Raw genomic sequence first — 16,175 nt, forward strand, 5'->3', positions numbered from 1 at the left:
AGGAACGGTGAGATCTTTGATACACAGTCTTTGAAGCACAGTCTTTGATACGCAATGTCAGCCGGGGGTGTGCCGGATTCAGGTTCGCTCAGGCACATTTGGCTGCGCTTAACACCTCAACCGCGCGTCAGTACCACGACGCCGATCAGGATAATGCCGATGCCGACCAGCCGTTGCAATGACAGGATTTCGCCAAACAAATACCACGCCGCGAACGCGTTCACCACGTAGCCAAGCGAGAGCATGGGGTACGCAATGGAAACGTCGACCCGCGACAATCCCACGATCCACACGAAGACGCTGATCACGTAGCATGCCAGCCCGCCGATGATCGGCCATTGCGTCGCGATCTTGAAACCAATCGGCACGATGTTCGCCGGGGTGAATTCGAAATGGCCGACCGCGTTCACGCCCGCTTTGAGCAGCAACTGCGCACCGGCGTTTAGCATGACGCCGGTGATGATGCAAATGAAGGATATCGGGTTCATCGTGGGCCGTAATAGGGTTTTTTGCGGAGCGCGGCGAAGCGGTGAGACTTCGTGGCGTTGTCCGGCTTTTGTATCCGCGGGCGGCCGGTGCTCAGGTCAACACGCGGCGCCATTGTTTCAAGGCTGGGGTTTCTCGACAATCACCCTTCGGTCGTCCCGCGCTATGACCTGCATGGGCACGTGCTTTGCCAGCAACTCGTCATACCGGCCGGGCGGCATCAGCGCAAGACCGTAGCGTTGCGCATCCCAACGCTGGATCCACTCGTCGATGGTCGGCACCCACTTCTGGGGTTCCGTCGTGACTCCGAACTTCAGTTCGTCGGGTTCCTGGACCATGATCATGGTGTGGCCGAGATAGAACGGCATGGTGTGATCGAGTTTGGCCACAGAGTAGAACGGCGTGTCGGCGGGCAATCGGGCCATGGCGGCTTTCACCGCGGGCACCAACTGCACGCCAGAGCTTTCGCGGCCGAATACATCGTGGCCGGTGCCGGCAATCGTGCCTATCAGCAGCCACGCAGTTCCCAGTAGCACCACGCCACCGATCGAACTGCGCCGGTTCAGCCAGATGGCGGCCAGCGTGACCACGAAGGCCACGGCGAGCGCGGCGTACACCCAGACCTGAAATTCCCTGTACAGCGCATTCGGCGTGTGGCCACCGCCCATCCGACCCAAAAAGATCGCGCCGAAAGCCGCCACGACAAGAAAAACCGCGTACCCGGTCAGGTGCTTGTGCCATTGGGCGCGCGTGAGCAGCGGCAAGTAGATTGCGATCAGCAACGCAATGGAAGGCGCGATTGGCAGCGTGTACGACAGCAGTTTCGAATGCGATGCGCTGAAGAACAAGAAGATAAACGCCGACCAGACCAGGAGCAGAGTGACCGGTGCGAAGCCGTTCGGCTGGCGCGGTACCTTCAGCGCATGCCGGACGCTCTGGAACGACACCGAGAGCCAGGGCAGGAAGCCGACAATCAGCACCGGCACGAAGTAATAAAACGCACCCGGACGATTCTGCTCGGGGGTCAGATATCGGGCGAACTGCTGCACGATGAAAAAGAAATTCAGAAATTCGGGGTTCTTGATCTGGACCAGAACGAACCACGGCGCGGCAATTATCAGGAACAGGATCAGCCCGCTGCCAATATAAAGCCGGCGCCACAACGCCCAGTCACGCGCGATCAACGTGTAGAGCACCAGCACCGCGCCCGGAAGGATCAGGCCGACCAGCCCCTTTGACAACAGCGCGAGCGCCATGCCGGCCCAGCAAAGCCACATCCAGAGGCGGACTTGGGGCGCGGGCAGGTTCGGACGTTGCGCCAGCAGCAAGCTGCAGAGCGTGAGTTGCATCCAGAACGACAGGCCCATGTCGAGCGTATCGAAATGGCCCATCAGGTTCCAGTACGGCGAAGTTGCGAGCACGACGGCCGCGCAAAATCCTGTCACGCCGTTGAAGACCCGTGCGCCGGTATAGCCGATCAGCAGCACGCCGGCAAAGCCCGTCAACGCGGTATAAAGCCGCGCCTGCCATTCGCCGATACCAAACCATGCGAACGTCAGCGCGTTCGCCCAGGTTTGCAGCGGCGGTTTTTCGAAATACTTGTAGCCGTTGTAACGCGGCGTGATCCAGTCGCCGGTCACGAACATTTCGCGCGCCATTTCGGCGTAACGGCCTTCGTCGCTTGGGACGAGATGACGCAGGCCCAGCGGCGCGAACCAGATCACGGCGAGTGCCGCGATTAGCAACAGAAGTGCGAGGCGGGTGAGCGGTAGCCGCGAAGGCGTATCGTTCATGAGAGTCGACCTGTCCGATGCCGCTTTCGCGGCGCTAGCAAAATCCATGGGGGCTCGAGTTTGGCGCATTGAGGCTTAAGGCCCGCTTAGCAGGCACATTGGGGGCAAGCTTCGCCGCGTATCCGGCACCTATTCGGCACCATCCGGCGCGCGGCCAGCCCATGCAGGTTCCGCTGCTTCGACAACGCGCACAAGCCAGCCAAACGGCCAGTCCTTGTGCGTTTCGCCGTGCGGCGGGCGGGTGCGGGCCGGGGCGTCATCCAGCAGTGCGCAGAAAACAGGCGTTCCCGATGCCGATAGCCGTATCGATTTCGGCGCCGGGCGGCAGTTTATCGCACCGGCGCGTGGAATCCGCGCTGAAGCGTTGCCGCAGCGTTCATGTGAGCTTCCACCGGTATGCCGAAGTCACGCTTCGATCAGCAGCGCAGCCGCGACCCGGCGGCCTTCCGACATGAGAATGTTGTAAGTACGGCATGCGGCGCCGAAATCCATTGTCTCCACGCCAATGCGTTGCTGGGAAAGCTTCGCGATGAGCCGAGGATGCGGAAAACGCAGGCGCGCACCGCTGCCGAACACGACGACTTCAGGCGCGATCGCGATGAGCGCGTCAAAGTCTTCCGGCGTCAGCGCCTCGAACGAGGACACAGGCCATGCGATCACCGGCGTTTCCGGCATCACGATGATGCTGCCTTCATGGCGTTGCAGATTGATCGCGACGTAATCGGCGCCGTAACTCGTGATGGTATTGAGCGCGCCGCTGGCTTCCTGATGTAGTTTCAAATCGGTATTCCGACAGGCAAGTTGATGGCGAGAGGTGACTGCGCGAGAGTCCTGTGACAACCGGACGGCTCGGCGCGCAATACAGGGTTCATCGGCTTGTGCGGGCACCTGGATGAAGCCGATGTGCACGCGTTTTGCCGGTGGCGCATTGCGAAAGTCACGGATAATCCGCTAAATTATAACTTTTCAGCCGTCAGCGGGTTGCGAGCCCGGGCGGCGCGATGCTTCGCGTGCCGCCACAAGCTGCTTGCCGACACGCAATCGGGCGTTTTGCCTTGGCCTGATGGCCATAAGCTCACACGATTGCGCCTAAACCTGCCTCTATCCGACGCATTTTCGCTAGACTGCCTGTTCCGCGTCGCTACTTAGGGTTTCTGCGCGGTGTCCGGTCCGTTCAAGGTCCCGGTTTGACGTGTTTTCACGCGCAGCACCTGAAGCGCCGGGCGAAAACACCGGCGTGGCCGGCGCTGCGCCGAGTCCGTGGCCCTGACTTGTCAACTTTATTTGCCGATTTTCCTGATCCAGAGCCTGACTTCCAGTAACCAGTGAGCTTTCCCGCCGTGAAACCGATTCTAAAATCCAATAAATTACAGAACGTCTGTTATGACATTCGCGGTCCCGTGCTCGAGCACGCGAAGCGGCTGGAGGACGAGGGCCACCGGATCATCAAGCTTAATATCGGCAACTTGGCCGCGTTCGGCTTCGATGCGCCGGACGAGATCATCCAGGACATGATCCGTAACCTGCCGACTTCGTCGGGTTATTCGGACTCGAAGGGTGTGTTCGCCGCGCGCAAGGCGATCATGCATTACACCCAGCAAAAGGGTGTGGCGGGCGTGGAACTGGACGACATCTACATTGGCAACGGCGCGTCCGAGCTGATCGTGATGGCCATGCAGGGTCTGCTCAACGACGGCGACGAAGTGCTGCTGCCCGCCCCGGACTACCCGTTGTGGACGGCTGCGGTGAGCTTGTCGTCCGGTACGCCGGTGCATTATCTCTGCGACGAATCCGCCGACTGGATGCCCGATCTCGACGACCTGCGCTCGAAGATCACGCCGAACACGAAGGCGCTCGTCATCATCAATCCGAACAATCCGACGGGCGCGCTGTATTCGGACGAACTGTTGCTGGAGATGATCGAACTGGCGCGCAAGCACGGCTTGATCATTTTTGCCGACGAGGTCTACGACAAGATCGTCTACGACGGCCGCAAGCACACGGCGGTCGGGGCGTTGTCGGAGGACGTGCTGACGGTCACATTCAATAGTTTGTCGAAGAGCTACCGGGCCTGCGGGTATCGCGCGGGCTGGATGTTCATCTCCGGTCTCACGGGTGAAAACCGTCGCATTGCCCATGACTATATGGAAGGGCTCGGCATCCTGGCCTCCATGCGCCTGTGCGCGAACGTGCCGGGGCAGTACGCCATCCAGACGGCGCTGGGCGGCTACCAGAGCATCAACGACCTGATCGTGCCGGGCGGCCGGCTCTTCAAGCAACGGGAACTCGCCTACGACATGCTCACCGCCATCCCCGGTGTGAGTTGCGTCAAGCCGCAGGCGGCGCTGTACATGTTTCCGAAGCTCGACCCGAAGATGTATCCGATCGTCGATGACCAGCAGTTCATTACGGACCTGTTGCTCGAAGAACGTACGCTGCTGGTCCAGGGCACCGGGTTCAACTGGCCGGCGCCGGACCATTTCCGCGTAGTGTTCCTGCCGAACGTGGACGATCTCGCTGACTCCATCAACCGTATCGCGCGCTTTCTCGATGGTTATCGAAAGCGTCACTCTGTCTAAAACCTCTCTTATAAGACTCACGCTGCAATGGAACCGATCAAAGTTGGCCTGCTGGGCTTCGGCACCGTCGGCGGCGGCACCTTCACGGTGCTGCGCCGCAATCAGGAAGAAATCAAACGGCGCGCCGGACGGGGCATCGAAATTACGCGCATCGCGGTGCGCACGCCGTCGAAGGTGCAGGGCGCGGCGGGCATTGACGTCACGACCGACTTCAACGCCGTCGTCGACGATCCTTCCATCGACATCGTGGCCGAGATGATCGGCGGCACGGGCATCGCGCGCGAACTGGTACTGCGCGCCATCTCCAACGGCAAGCATGTGGTGACGGCGAACAAGGCACTTCTGGCGGTGCACGGCAGCGAGATTTTCGAAGCGGCGAGCAAGAAGGGCGTGATGGTCGCGTTCGAAGCGGCGGTCGCGGGCGGTATTCCGATCATCAAGGCGCTGCGCGAAGGACTGACGGCCAACCGGATCCAGTACATCGCGGGCATCATCAACGGCACGACGAACTACATTCTCTCGGAGATGCGCGACCGTGGGCTCGACTTCGCGACCGCGCTGAAAGCGGCCCAGGAACTGGGTTATGCCGAAGCCGATCCGACCTTCGACATTGAAGGCGTCGACGCGGCGCACAAGGTCACGATCATGAGCGCGATCGCGTTCGGCGTGCCCGTGCAATTCGACCGGGCTTACGTGGAAGGGATCAGCAAGCTCGACGCCATCGATATCCGCTATGCCGAGGCGCTGGGCTATCGGATCAAGCTGCTGGGTATTGCGCGGCGCACGGAGAAGGGCATCGAGTTGCGCACGCACCCCACCCTGATTCCGGCAAAACGCTTGCTGGCGAACGTGGAGGGCGCGATGAACGCGGTGGTCGTGCACGGCGATGCAGTCGGCACCACGCTTTATTACGGCAAGGGTGCGGGTGCTGAGCCGACTGCGTCGGCGGTGGTCGCCGATCTCGTGGACGTCACGCGCCTGCATACGGCCGACCCGGAACATCGCGTGCCGCACCTGGCGTTCCAGCCGGACAGCCTCGCCAACACGCCTATCCTGCCGATCGAGGAAGTGACGAGCAGCTACTACCTGCGCCTGCGCGTGGCGGATGTCACCGGCGTGCTCGCCAACATCACGCGGATTCTCGCCGACAAGGTCATTTCCATCGACGCGTTGCTGCAGAAGGAATCCGAGCACGTCGATGGTGAGGACAAGGGCGAAACCGACATCATCCTGCTCACGCACGAAACGGTCGAACGGGAAATCAACGCGGCGATCACGCAGATCGAGGCGCTTTCCACCGTGGTTTCGAAAGTGACGAAGCTGCGCATGGAAGGATTGAACTAGGGCTTTGAAATGAACTATATCTCTACGCGCGGCGCCGGTTTCGGCGAACGACATACTTTCTCCGACATCCTTCTCGGCGGTCTCGCCAAGGACGGCGGCCTGTATTTGCCCGCTGAATATCCGCGCGTCACGGCGGACGAGCTGACCGCCTGGCGCACGCTTTCGTATGCGGATCTCGCCTACGAAATCCTGCGCAAGTTCAGCGACGACATTTCCGACGAAGATCTGCACTCGCTCACGCGCCGCACTTATACGGCGAGCACGTACAGCAATGTTCGCGATCACGAGAGCGCGTCGCAGATTACGCCGCTGAAAACGCTGGGCGAAGAGGGCGGCACGACGGTGTCGCTGCTGGAATTGTCGAACGGTCCCACGCTCGCGTTCAAGGACATGGCCATGCAGTTGCTCGGCAACCTGTTCGAGTACACGCTGGCCAAGCAAGGGCAGACGCTGAACATTCTTGGCGCGACCTCGGGCGACACCGGCAGCGCGGCCGAATACGCCATGCGCGGCAAGCAGGGCGTGCGCGTTTTCATGTTGTCGCCGCATCAGAAGATGAGCGCGTTCCAGACGGCGCAGATGTTTTCGTTGCAGGACCCGAACATCTTCAATCTGGCCGTGATCGGCAACTTCGACAATTGCCAGGACATCGTCAAGGCGGTGTCGAACGATCACGCGTTCAAAGCGGCCAACAAGATCGGCACGGTCAATTCGATCAACTGGGCACGCGTGGTGGCGCAGGTTGTCTATTATTTCAAGGGCTACTTCGCCGCGACGAAGTCGAACGCCGAGCGGGTGTCGTTCACGGTGCCATCGGGTAATTTTGGCAACGTGTGCGCCGGGCATATTGCGCGGATGATGGGTTTGCCGATCGAGCAACTGGTCGTCGCCACGAATGAAAACGACGTGCTCGACGAATTTTTCCGCACCGGGATTTATCGCGTGCGCACGGCCGCCGAGACGTATCACACGACCAGCCCGAGCATGGATATCTCGAAAGCATCGAATTTCGAGCGTTTCGTGTTCGATCTGCTCGGCCGCGATCCCGCGCGCGTGCTGCAATTGTTCCGCGATGTGGAAGAAAAGGGTGGATTCGACCTCGCGGCCAGCGGCGACTTTGCGCGCGTGAAGGAATTTGGTTTCGTGTCGGGACGCAGCAGCCATACGGACCGGGTGGACACCATCCGCGACGCGTTCAAGCGTTACGGCACCATGATCGATACCCACACGGCCGACGGCCTGAAGGTTGCGCGCGAGCACTTGACGCCGGGCGTGCCGATGATCGTGCTGGAAACCGCCCAGCCGATCAAATTCGGCGAAACCATCCGCGAAGCGCTTAAGCGTGAGCCGGAGCGGCCGGCGGCGTTTATCGGTATCGAAGAATTGCCACAGAAATTCGATATCGTGGCGGCCGAGGCGGGGCTGGTGAAGGCGTACATCGCGGAGCGCATCTAGGCTCGGGACGGGCGGCAGCGGCGGATTTGGGCAGATTCAGTCAGCCCGGAACGCCCGGCGCGGCGGCATTGGCTGGGTCATTGGAGCGCCACGCAGGGCACCATTTGCGGACCGCCGGAAGCGCGGTGCACGCGCCCGTGCATTGCAGCTTTCCGCTGCAATGCCGCAATTCGTCCCAAGAACTGCTAAAATTGCAGGTTTTTCGCCGTACACCATTCAAAAGGACGCGCTGTGCTGTCTACTGCCAACATCACCATGCAATTTGGGCCGAAGCCCCTCTTCGAGAACATTTCGGTCAAGTTCGGGGAAGGAAATCGCTACGGCCTGATCGGGGCGAACGGTTGCGGCAAATCCACGTTCATGAAAATTCTGGGCAGCGACCTGGAACCGAGCTCCGGCACTGTGATGCTCGAACCGAACGTGCGTCTCGGTAAGTTGCGTCAGGATCAGTTCGCGTATGAAGACATGCGCGTGATCGACGTCGTGATGATGGGCCACACGGAAATGTGGAACGCGATGTCCGAGCGCGATGCCATTTACGCGAATCCCGATGCTACCGACGACGACTACATGCACGCCGCCGAGCTCGAAGCGAAGTTCGCCGAATACGACGGCTACACGGCCGAAGCGCGCGCCGGCGAACTGTTGCTGGGCATTGGCATTGCGATCGAGGACCATACCGGCCCCATGAGCAACGTCGCCCCGGGCTGGAAGCTGCGCGTGCTGCTCGCACAGGCGCTGTTTTCGAAGCCGGACGTGTTGCTGCTCGACGAGCCGACCAACAACCTGGACATCACCTCCATTCGGTGGCTCGAGGACATACTGAACCAGTACAACTCGACCATGGTGATCATTTCGCATGATCGACACTTCCTGAACCAGGTCTGCACGCACATGGCGGACATGGATTACGGCACGTTGAAGGTGTACCCGGGTAACTACGACGACTACATGCTGGCGTCGGCTCAGGCGCGCGAACGTCAGGCGAACGCGAACCAGAAGGCGAAGGACAAAGTGGCCGATCTTCAGGACTTCGTGCGCCGGTTCTCGGCTAACAAGTCGAAGGCACGCCAGGCGACCAGCCGTGCAAAGCAGATTGAGAAGATCAAGATCGAGGAATTCAAGCCATCGTCGCGGCAAAATCCGTTTATTCGCTTCGACTTCGAGAAAAAGCTGCACAACATCGCGGTAGTGGCGACCAACATCACCAAGAAATACGATCGCACCATTTTCAATCACTTCAGCCTGAGCGTTCAGCCGGGTGAGCGGATTGCGATCATCGGCGAGAACGGCGCGGGTAAAACCACGTTGCTGCGAGCGTTGAAGGGCGCAATCGAACTGGACGGCGGCACGGTCAAGTGGGCGGAAAACGCACTGGTCGGTTATATGCCGCAAGACACGTACGAAGAGTTTCCGAAGGACGAGACGCTCACCGACTGGGTCGACCAGTATCGTCAGGATGGCGACGACGACCAGATGGTCCGTGGGACGTTGGGCCGTTTGCTGTTCAACGCCGACGACATCAAGAAATCGGTCAAGGTGCTGTCGGGTGGTGAGAAAGGCCGCATGATCTGGGGCAAGCTGATGCTTGGGCGCCCGAACGTGCTGTTGATGGACGAGCCGACCAACCACATGGACATGGAGTCGATCGAGTCCTTGCAGATCGCGTTGGAGAAATACGAAGGCACGCTGATCTTCGTTTCGCATGACCGCGAGTTTGTCAACGGGCTGGCGAATCGGATTATCGAGGTGAAGAATGATGGCACGCTGCGCGACTTCGGCGGTACGTACGAGGAATTCCTGACGAGCCAGGGTATTCAGTAACATGTATGTAACGCGGCACGCCGCAAAGAGAAACAAGCAGCAACGCAAACGGCCCCTTCTTACGAAGCGGGCCGTTTCCTTTTCTGGAACGGAGCACGATCGGAAAACTGAAATACAGCACAGTCGAACTTGCTTGATAAAACGCAAGGCGTGTTTGTCTAACCTCCTGCAAGCTAAAAACTTTGACTCTGGAGATGCTCCTTCGATGACCCCTCTTACCCCCCTGACCATTCGCGGCCGCACGTTGCTTCCTATTGTGCAGGGAGGCATGGGCGTGGGTGTGTCCGCGCACCGGCTGGCCGGCGCCGTCGCCCGGGAGGGTGCAATGGGGACAATCTCGAGCATCGACTTGCGGCATCACCATCCCGACCTGCTTGAGATGTGCAAACAGAATCCGGATCAGGCGACGCTGGAAGCCGCCAACCAGGCGGCGTTGCGGCGCGAGATCATCGCAGCGAAGGCCCTCAGCGAGGGCCGCGGCATGATTGCCGTGAATGTCATGCGGGCGGTTTCCTCCTACGCGGCAGCGGTACAGACGGCGTGCGAGAGCGGCGCCGACGCTATCGTCATGGGAGCCGGGCTGCCGCTGGATCTGCCGGACCTGACGCAAGGCGTCGATATCGCGCTGATCCCGATCCTGTCGGATAGCCGTGGCATCGCGCTGGTACTGAAGAAGTGGCTCAAGAAGAATCGTTTGCCCGATGCCATCGTGATCGAGCATCCGGGGCATGCCGGTGGCCATCTCGGCGTGGCCAGTGTGGCGGACATTCCCAGCGAACGTTTCGACTTTGCCCGTGTGATCGAGGAAACGATGCTGACCTTCGATACCCTCGGCATCGGCCGTACTCAGATTCCCCTGATTGTGGCGGGTGGCATCGACGGGCATGCGGCGGTGCGTCGCTGGCAGGCCGCAGGCGCGTCCGGTGTTCAACTCGGCACGGCGTTCGCAGTGACCGAAGAGGGTGACGCGCATCCCGAATTCAAGCGGATTCTCGCTGAAGCAACGCCGGAAGACATTGTCGAATTCGTGAGTGTGACCGGCCTGCCGGCGCGCGCGGTGAAAACACCTTGGCTCGACCGTTATCTGCGCAATGAGCAACGCATTCGCGACAAGATCGGCTCGCGCGAGCAAAAGTGTCCTACGGGCCTCAATTGCCTGGTGGCGTGTGGTTTGCGCGACGGTATCGAGAAGTTCGGGCACTTTTGTATCGATACCCGTCTGGCCGCGGCCCTGCGTGGAGATCGCGCGAACGGGCTGTTCTTCCGGGGGCGCGAGGCGCTGCCGTTCGGATCGGCGATTCGCAGCGTGCGTGAATTGCTCGACTTGCTGGTCGCCGATATCCGGCCCACGGCGGCGGCTTGAACGGCGCGGGTTCTGCAAAACCGGGCTGAAGTTTGGTTACGAGTTGACTGCGAGTCCGAGTCAGCCATGGGCAGCCACAAGCAGCGATGAACCAGCCTCAAGTGCGCCGCAAACCGGTCGCAAGCCAGGCGCTGCCTAATGCAGAAGAAATGTTCTTTCCGGGGTTTCTCCCCGGAGTCAAAAAACTGACTGCGCGCGAACGGGCATGCTCCGGTCGGTCGTCATGCCCCACTCAGCCGCCGATCAAACCTTGTCGCGGGTAAAGCGCATGGCGGTGCCTTCGCGGGTAATGCGCTCCCAGATCGCGCGCTTTTCGGCGTCGCTGAGGAACACCCAGTTGGAGACTTCTCCGGCCCTGCGGCCACAGCCTTTGCAGACGTCGTCGAAGAGGGTCGAGCAGACGCCGATGCACGGGCTGTCGGGCAAATCATGAAGGTTCGATGCCATAAAACGCCTGTAGTCGGGCGTGGCATGCAGTGAAAACTGCGGCGCCCGCGCAAAAGATCCAAGTTTAACGCGCGATGCTGTATCCGATCCGCGCGATCCAGTGTTGCCGCTGGTTGTAATCGAGGATGTCCTCGCCGTAGCCGTTGAAATAACCGACCCACAGGTAGCCGCCCCACGCGCTGTTGATCAGTTTGGCGAGCGGATAGGTGAACTGGGCGTCAACGCTGCCGTATCCGTGTTTTGTGCCCTTGCGCAGTGTCGTGGCGAGTTGCCAGCTATCGGGACTGCCGTACTTCACGAGCAGGTCTACGTAACCGCGATAGTCCTGGATGTCCTCGTTGCCGCTCTTGGTGATGTAGTAATAGATTTTCGGCGATATGGTCAGGTGGTTCGAATTGATATCGCCGAAATCCCAGCTCGGACGCACGAAAGCGATGTTGATCCCGCGCGAATCCGCGCCGCTTTTGCCATTCGACTCATGTCCGATACCAGCCGTGACGCCCATGCGCGAAAACAGCGAGCTTTTCCACCCCGTGTTCTCCAGGTAGTAGAACAGTTGCGGCTCGTAACTCGTGTCGCGGAACGGCGCCGATTCAGCCGACAGGTCCCAGATCGACGTTTGCGTGTAGGCGAAATACAGGTTGTCGAGGAAGCCGCGCGAGCGCGGATCGTCCGGCATGATCAGTCGATACTTGAAGCTGAACTGGAATTTGGCGAGGTTATCGCCGTTCTGGCCGTCGGCGAAATACATCGGTTCGAAGGTCGATAACCGGCCGCTGAACATGCGGTCACTCGTGGTCGTCGGCACGGCCGATGTGTTCGCGGCGGCCTCTGCGCTCACCAGTTGCTGCGGTGTCGTCGCCTTCGTCTCAGCGGTCTCCGCCGCCACCACTTGCGTTTGCGACTTGCCGCGGTTCAGCGTGATCAGCATGGGCGACGAATCGAAGCCTACGGGATCGACCTTCATCACGCCGCGTGCCGCGTCGGGCCAGGGGGCGGCGTAGCGAACTTTTCGATATTGGCCGGGGCGCAGCGTCAGCTTGTCGGGGACGTTCGGTTCGCGCTGCAGCGCCAGCGGCTGTGGCGGCAGGTCGCCATTGGTCAGCGTGACGTTGAGCGCTTTGGGTACATCGATGGTGAGCGGCTGCTTGTCGTCGTCGCTATAAAGCAGTGTCAGTTCGAGCGGTTGTTCCGCGGCGGCTTCGCGCACCGGCTGGAGCACGGAAACCGTGGCGTAGGCGGCGCTGGTCCAGCCGAGGCTGATAGCGCACGCGAGCATGGCCAGGAGGTAAGCCATCGTGACATCGCGTTGCCGGAAGGGCGTGAGGGAGCGGGTGGAAAACGGCAAAGAGCCTCGGGCCATGAAACGATCGTCCTTGTTGCGTTGAGTAGCGTCCGTGTGAGGCAGCGGGAACGCCTGTCCCGTGTCGCCCCGATTGCGTCATGCGCCAACGCTTGTTTAGCGACTAACTGAGCGACTGATATCCGGCCTGCCCACGGGCGACATTCGCGAAACGCGTAATTGTAAGCGTGCGGAAGGATCACCTCGAAAAGATGGGCCGAACGGGCAGCAACAGCAAAAAACGGTCCCGACCCGCATCGATTCACTCAGTTCTTGTCGAACGAACCGGCAGGAGCGACATGTTCGCTTGCTCGTATCGACGTCTGTCTGGTGCGTTGGAATACGCATTACCTGCCTCCCGACGCATGCGTCAGGCGCTCGGAACGGGAAAGTTTGAAGCACGGGCGCAGGCCACGGCGAGGCGAGCACAGTTCCCGGCTCAAGCGGAGATCAGCGGCAAATCCGGAGAGTTCCTTCCGCGCCGGCCGCCATCAACTATCAACTATCGGTCAGCAACTGCCACAACAGCGCGCCATTCAGCAGCACGATCAGCGCTGCGCACAACCACGCCAAGGCGAGCGGAATACGCTTGACGCGCCATCGGCCCATGAGCCCGGCATCGGATGCGAAGCGCACGAGGGGAATCACGGCCAGCGGCAACTGCAAGCTCAGCACGACCTGGCTTGCGACGAGCAACTGGTTCGACCCATGTTCCCCGAATGCGCCGACCGCGAGCAGGGCCGGTCCCATTGCCAGTGCGCGGGTGAGGAGCGCTCGCGCCCATCGCGCAATCTTCAGTTGCAGGAACCCTTCCATGACGGCTTGTCCGGCTAGCGTGCCGGTCACCGTTGCGTTCAGGCCGCACGCCAGCAACGCGGCGGCGAAGATGATGCTGGCCCACTGATTGCCGACGAGCGGTGCGATCAGGCGATGGGCATCGGCGAGATCGTTGACGTCGTAGTGGCCGTTTGCGTGGAATACGGCGGCTGCCACGATCAGCAATGACGCGTTGACGGTGAACGCCAGGCTGAGGGACGCGAAGGTATCGATATTGACGCCTGTCATGGCGTTGGCGATGGCTTCGTCGTCGCCGTTCTTCGCGTGGTCCTTGACGAGTGCGGAGTGCAGATAGAGGTTATGCGGCATGACGGTGGCGCCGAGGATACCGGCGGCGAGCCAGATCATGCCTGCGTCGCGCAGCAGGGCGGCGGGCGGTGCAAGACCCGCCAGTGCACCGCGCCATGAAGGGTTGGCGAGCGCGAGTTCAACGACAAAACAGAATCCTACGAAAAAGATCAGCGTCGTCACGGCGATCTGGAGCGGCCGCTGTCCACGGCTTTGGAGCTCGAGCATGGCGAACGTGCCTATCGCCGACATCAGGACGCCCACGGTAAGCGACACGCCTAGCAGCAGTTGAAGCGCGACCGCGCTGCCGACGACTTCGGCGACGTCGCAGGCGATGATGGCGATTTCGCTGGTGATCCAGAGAAAGAGCGTGGTGCGTCGGCTGTAGCGTTGGCGGCAGAGTTGTGCGAGATCCTGGCCGGTCACCACGCCTACTTTCGATGCGAGCCATTGCAGCAGCAGGCCCATCAGGCTTGCGAGCAGGACGACGCTAAGTAATTGATAGCCGTATTTGGCGCCGCTTGCGAGCGCGGTAGCCCAGTTGCCCGGGTCCATATAGCCGACTGCGACGAGGGCGCCGGCGCCGACGAACGAGAACCAGCCGCGTTTGGGGGCCGAGTCGTCCAGTTGGCCGGCCTGATGTCCGGATGCTGGATCAGATTGCGGATCGTCCGCGGTGCCGGTTCGTATGAGAGCGGACGGATTCGTGTTCATGCGGTTTGTGGCCTGTTTCCTGAAGCTGGACGTTGCGAAGCGGTTGAGGAAAAAGGCGTGAGCAGTGAAAAGGGCCACTGGCCGGCACATCGATAAACAGCGTGTCGCGCCCAGCGATTCAGCACGGTGCGAGCCTGTACCGCGCTTGCGTGATGCTCTAAAGGCGCGGTTATGGGACGAACGAATCGCATGGGTTTCTGCACGAGCGCCTCAATAATGACATTACGTAAGCATGTGCACGGTTGGATTCAACAATAGCGGTGTGGTCTTTGTGGCCGAGACCGCCAAACTCGCAACCTCGCAAAACCCACTCCATACCAGCGTCGGTCAAACGCGCCCCTTGTACACTTCACGCGACAAAACTCGCCGATTGTTTTTTGCGAAGCACCCTTTTGATGATAGTTTTCGTTTTTTTGAGATCGTCTCGACCCAGCAGGAGGGAAAGCGCGAATCGAGACGGGGAAACCAACGGTCGGCAAGTCGAAAGGGCGGAGAAACTGAAATGACAGAAAAAGTGGCGGACCGGTTGTCGAAGCGTTCGGGGGCATCAGGCGCGGCTGCACGGATACCGGCGTGCGTGGTTTCGATCACCGTGGCTATCGCGGGCGTGGCGGCGTTATCGGCACCGCTGGCGGCATCGGCGAAAGACACTCAGCTCAACGTGTATAACTGGTCGGACTACATCGCGAAAGACACGATTCCGAACTTCGAGAAGCAGAGTGGCGTCAAGGTCAAGTACGACAACTACGACAGCGACGACACGCTGCAAGCCAAGCTGCTCACCGGCAATTCGGGCTATGACATCGTGGTGCCCACCAGCAACTATGCCGGCAAGCAGATCACGGCAGGCATCTTCGCCCCGCTCGATAAATCCAAACTCCCCAACCTCAAATACCTCGACCCTGCCCTGATGAAACTGGTCGCGGGCGCCGATCCGGGCAACCAGTACACGGTACCGTGGGCATACGGCACCACCGGCCTTGGCTACAACGTCACGAAGGTCCAGCAGATCCTCGGCAAGAACGTGCCGCTGGATAACTGGGACATCCTGTTCAAGCCGGAAAACATCTCGAAGCTCAAGGCCTGCGGCGTATCGGTACTCGACGCCCCTGATCAGATGTTCGCCGCCGCGTTGCACTATATCGGCAAGGACCCGATGAGCACGAACCCGGCCGACTACCGCGCCGCGCTGGCGATGCTCAAGAAGATCCGTCCTTACATCACCCAGTTCAACTCGTCGGGTTATATCAACGACCTGGTCGGCGGCGACATCTGCTTCGCGTACGGCTGGTCGGGCGACGTGGTGATCGCCAAGCATCGTGCGGAAGAGGCGAAGAAGGCGTACAAGATCGAGTACTACATCCCCAAGGGCGGCGCGCCCGTGTGGTTCGACGTGATGGCGATTCCGAAGGACGCGAAGAACAAGGAAGCCGCGCTCGAGTGGATCAACTACATCGAGACGCCGCAAGTTCACGCCGCGATCACGAACGAGGTGTATTACCCGAGTGCGAATACGGAAGCGCGGAAATACGTATCGAAGGATGTTGCCGACGATCCGGCCGTGTATCCGCCGCAAGACGTGATCAAGACGCTGTTCCTGCTCAAGCCGTTGCCGCCGGAAATCCAGCGTTTGCAAACGCGGCTCTGGACGGAATTGAAGTCCGGACGCTGATCCTGATTCCGGTCAGGTTGCCGAGGTCGCT

General features: G+C 60.5%; 12 protein-coding genes. 6 read left to right on the forward strand and 6 right to left on the reverse strand.

Annotated elements, in window-relative coordinates:
* Positions 1 to 116 precede the first annotated feature (116 nt).
* From ACSQ8V_RS08630 to ACSQ8V_RS08640, 3 genes are all read right to left on the reverse strand, one after another.
* Positions 117 to 488: an SMR family transporter gene (locus tag ACSQ8V_RS08630; protein WP_089159042.1), complete on the reverse strand. Its 372-nt coding sequence runs from the start codon at positions 486 to 488 to the stop codon at positions 117 to 119.
* Positions 489 to 605: 117 nt separating this feature from the next.
* Positions 606 to 2,279: a glycosyltransferase family 39 protein gene (locus ACSQ8V_RS08635; RefSeq protein WP_436205445.1), complete on the reverse strand. Its 1,674-nt coding sequence runs from the start codon at positions 2,277 to 2,279 to the stop codon at positions 606 to 608.
* A gap of 405 nt (positions 2,280 to 2,684) precedes the next feature.
* Positions 2,685 to 3,059, reverse strand: coding sequence for an Mth938-like domain-containing protein (locus tag ACSQ8V_RS08640; RefSeq protein WP_213763998.1), 375 nt, complete (start codon positions 3,057 to 3,059; stop codon positions 2,685 to 2,687).
* Between the two features lie 560 nt (positions 3,060 to 3,619).
* Here ACSQ8V_RS08640 and ACSQ8V_RS08645 point away from each other — a divergent pair.
* From ACSQ8V_RS08645 to ACSQ8V_RS08665, 5 genes are all read left to right on the forward strand, one after another.
* The gene (locus ACSQ8V_RS08645) at positions 3,620 to 4,858 is read left to right on the forward strand and encodes a pyridoxal phosphate-dependent aminotransferase (protein ID WP_436181621.1); all 1,239 of its coding nucleotides are present in this window, start codon (positions 3,620 to 3,622) and stop codon (positions 4,856 to 4,858) included.
* Between the two features lie 27 nt (positions 4,859 to 4,885).
* Positions 4,886 to 6,202, forward strand: coding sequence for a homoserine dehydrogenase (locus tag ACSQ8V_RS08650; protein WP_213763996.1), 1,317 nt, complete (start codon positions 4,886 to 4,888; stop codon positions 6,200 to 6,202).
* A gap of 9 nt (positions 6,203 to 6,211) precedes the next feature.
* Positions 6,212 to 7,657 carry a threonine synthase gene (gene thrC, locus ACSQ8V_RS08655; RefSeq protein WP_436205446.1) on the forward strand — a complete coding sequence of 482 codons (1,446 nt, stop codon included), beginning with the start codon at positions 6,212 to 6,214 and terminating at the stop codon, positions 7,655 to 7,657.
* A gap of 231 nt (positions 7,658 to 7,888) precedes the next feature.
* Positions 7,889 to 9,481, forward strand: a complete 1,593-nt coding sequence (locus tag ACSQ8V_RS08660; RefSeq protein ID WP_213763994.1) for an ABC-F family ATPase — start codon at positions 7,889 to 7,891, stop codon at positions 9,479 to 9,481.
* 205 nt (positions 9,482 to 9,686) lie between these two features.
* Positions 9,687 to 10,844, forward strand: coding sequence for an NAD(P)H-dependent flavin oxidoreductase (locus tag ACSQ8V_RS08665; protein ID WP_436205447.1), 1,158 nt, complete (start codon positions 9,687 to 9,689; stop codon positions 10,842 to 10,844).
* A 243-nt stretch (positions 10,845 to 11,087) separates the two neighbouring features.
* Here the strand turns inward: ACSQ8V_RS08665 and ACSQ8V_RS08670 are convergent, their stop codons facing one another.
* The 3 genes from ACSQ8V_RS08670 to ACSQ8V_RS08680 all read right to left on the reverse strand — a co-directional run bounded on the left by ACSQ8V_RS08670 (position 11,088) and on the right by ACSQ8V_RS08680 (position 14,472).
* Entirely contained in the window at positions 11,088 to 11,291 is a 204-nt protein-coding gene (locus ACSQ8V_RS08670) for a DUF1289 domain-containing protein (protein ID WP_436205448.1), read from the reverse strand.
* 64 nt (positions 11,292 to 11,355) lie between these two features.
* Positions 11,356 to 12,588 (reverse strand): phospholipase A, encoded by a 1,233-nt coding sequence (locus ACSQ8V_RS08675; protein ID WP_436206622.1) that lies wholly within the window; start codon positions 12,586 to 12,588, stop codon positions 11,356 to 11,358.
* Positions 12,589 to 13,131: 543 nt separating this feature from the next.
* Positions 13,132 to 14,472 (reverse strand): Nramp family divalent metal transporter, encoded by a 1,341-nt coding sequence (locus ACSQ8V_RS08680; protein ID WP_436205449.1) that lies wholly within the window; start codon positions 14,470 to 14,472, stop codon positions 13,132 to 13,134.
* 502 nt (positions 14,473 to 14,974) lie between these two features.
* Here ACSQ8V_RS08680 and ACSQ8V_RS08685 point away from each other — a divergent pair.
* Positions 14,975 to 16,144 carry a polyamine ABC transporter substrate-binding protein gene (locus ACSQ8V_RS08685; protein WP_436205450.1) on the forward strand — a complete coding sequence of 390 codons (1,170 nt, stop codon included), beginning with the start codon at positions 14,975 to 14,977 and terminating at the stop codon, positions 16,142 to 16,144.
* Positions 16,145 to 16,175: the final 31 nt, after the last annotated feature.

The organism is Caballeronia sp. LjRoot31 (assembly GCF_964253885.1).
Lineage (GTDB): Bacteria > Pseudomonadota > Gammaproteobacteria > Burkholderiales > Burkholderiaceae > Caballeronia.

Excerpts from the sequence above, each read along its gene's own strand:
- ACSQ8V_RS08630 (WP_089159042.1), bottom strand. The coding sequence starts at position 488 with ATGAACCCGATATCCTTCATTTGCATCATCACCGGCGTCATGCTAAAC.
- ACSQ8V_RS08635 (WP_436205445.1), bottom strand. The coding sequence starts at position 2,279 with ATGAACGATACGCCTTCGCGGCTACCGCTCACCCGCCTCGCACTTCTG.
- ACSQ8V_RS08650 (WP_213763996.1), top strand. The coding sequence starts at position 4,886 with ATGGAACCGATCAAAGTTGGCCTGCTGGGCTTCGGCACCGTCGGCGGC.
- thrC (WP_436205446.1), top strand. The coding sequence starts at position 6,212 with ATGAACTATATCTCTACGCGCGGCGCCGGTTTCGGCGAACGACATACT.
- ACSQ8V_RS08665 (WP_436205447.1), top strand. The coding sequence starts at position 9,687 with ATGACCCCTCTTACCCCCCTGACCATTCGCGGCCGCACGTTGCTTCCT.
- ACSQ8V_RS08670 (WP_436205448.1), bottom strand. The coding sequence starts at position 11,291 with ATGGCATCGAACCTTCATGATTTGCCCGACAGCCCGTGCATCGGCGTC.
- ACSQ8V_RS08675 (WP_436206622.1), bottom strand. The coding sequence starts at position 12,588 with ATGGCTTACCTCCTGGCCATGCTCGCGTGCGCTATCAGCCTCGGCTGG.
- ACSQ8V_RS08680 (WP_436205449.1), bottom strand. The coding sequence starts at position 14,472 with ATGAACACGAATCCGTCCGCTCTCATACGAACCGGCACCGCGGACGAT.
- ACSQ8V_RS08685 (WP_436205450.1), top strand. The coding sequence starts at position 14,975 with ATGACAGAAAAAGTGGCGGACCGGTTGTCGAAGCGTTCGGGGGCATCA.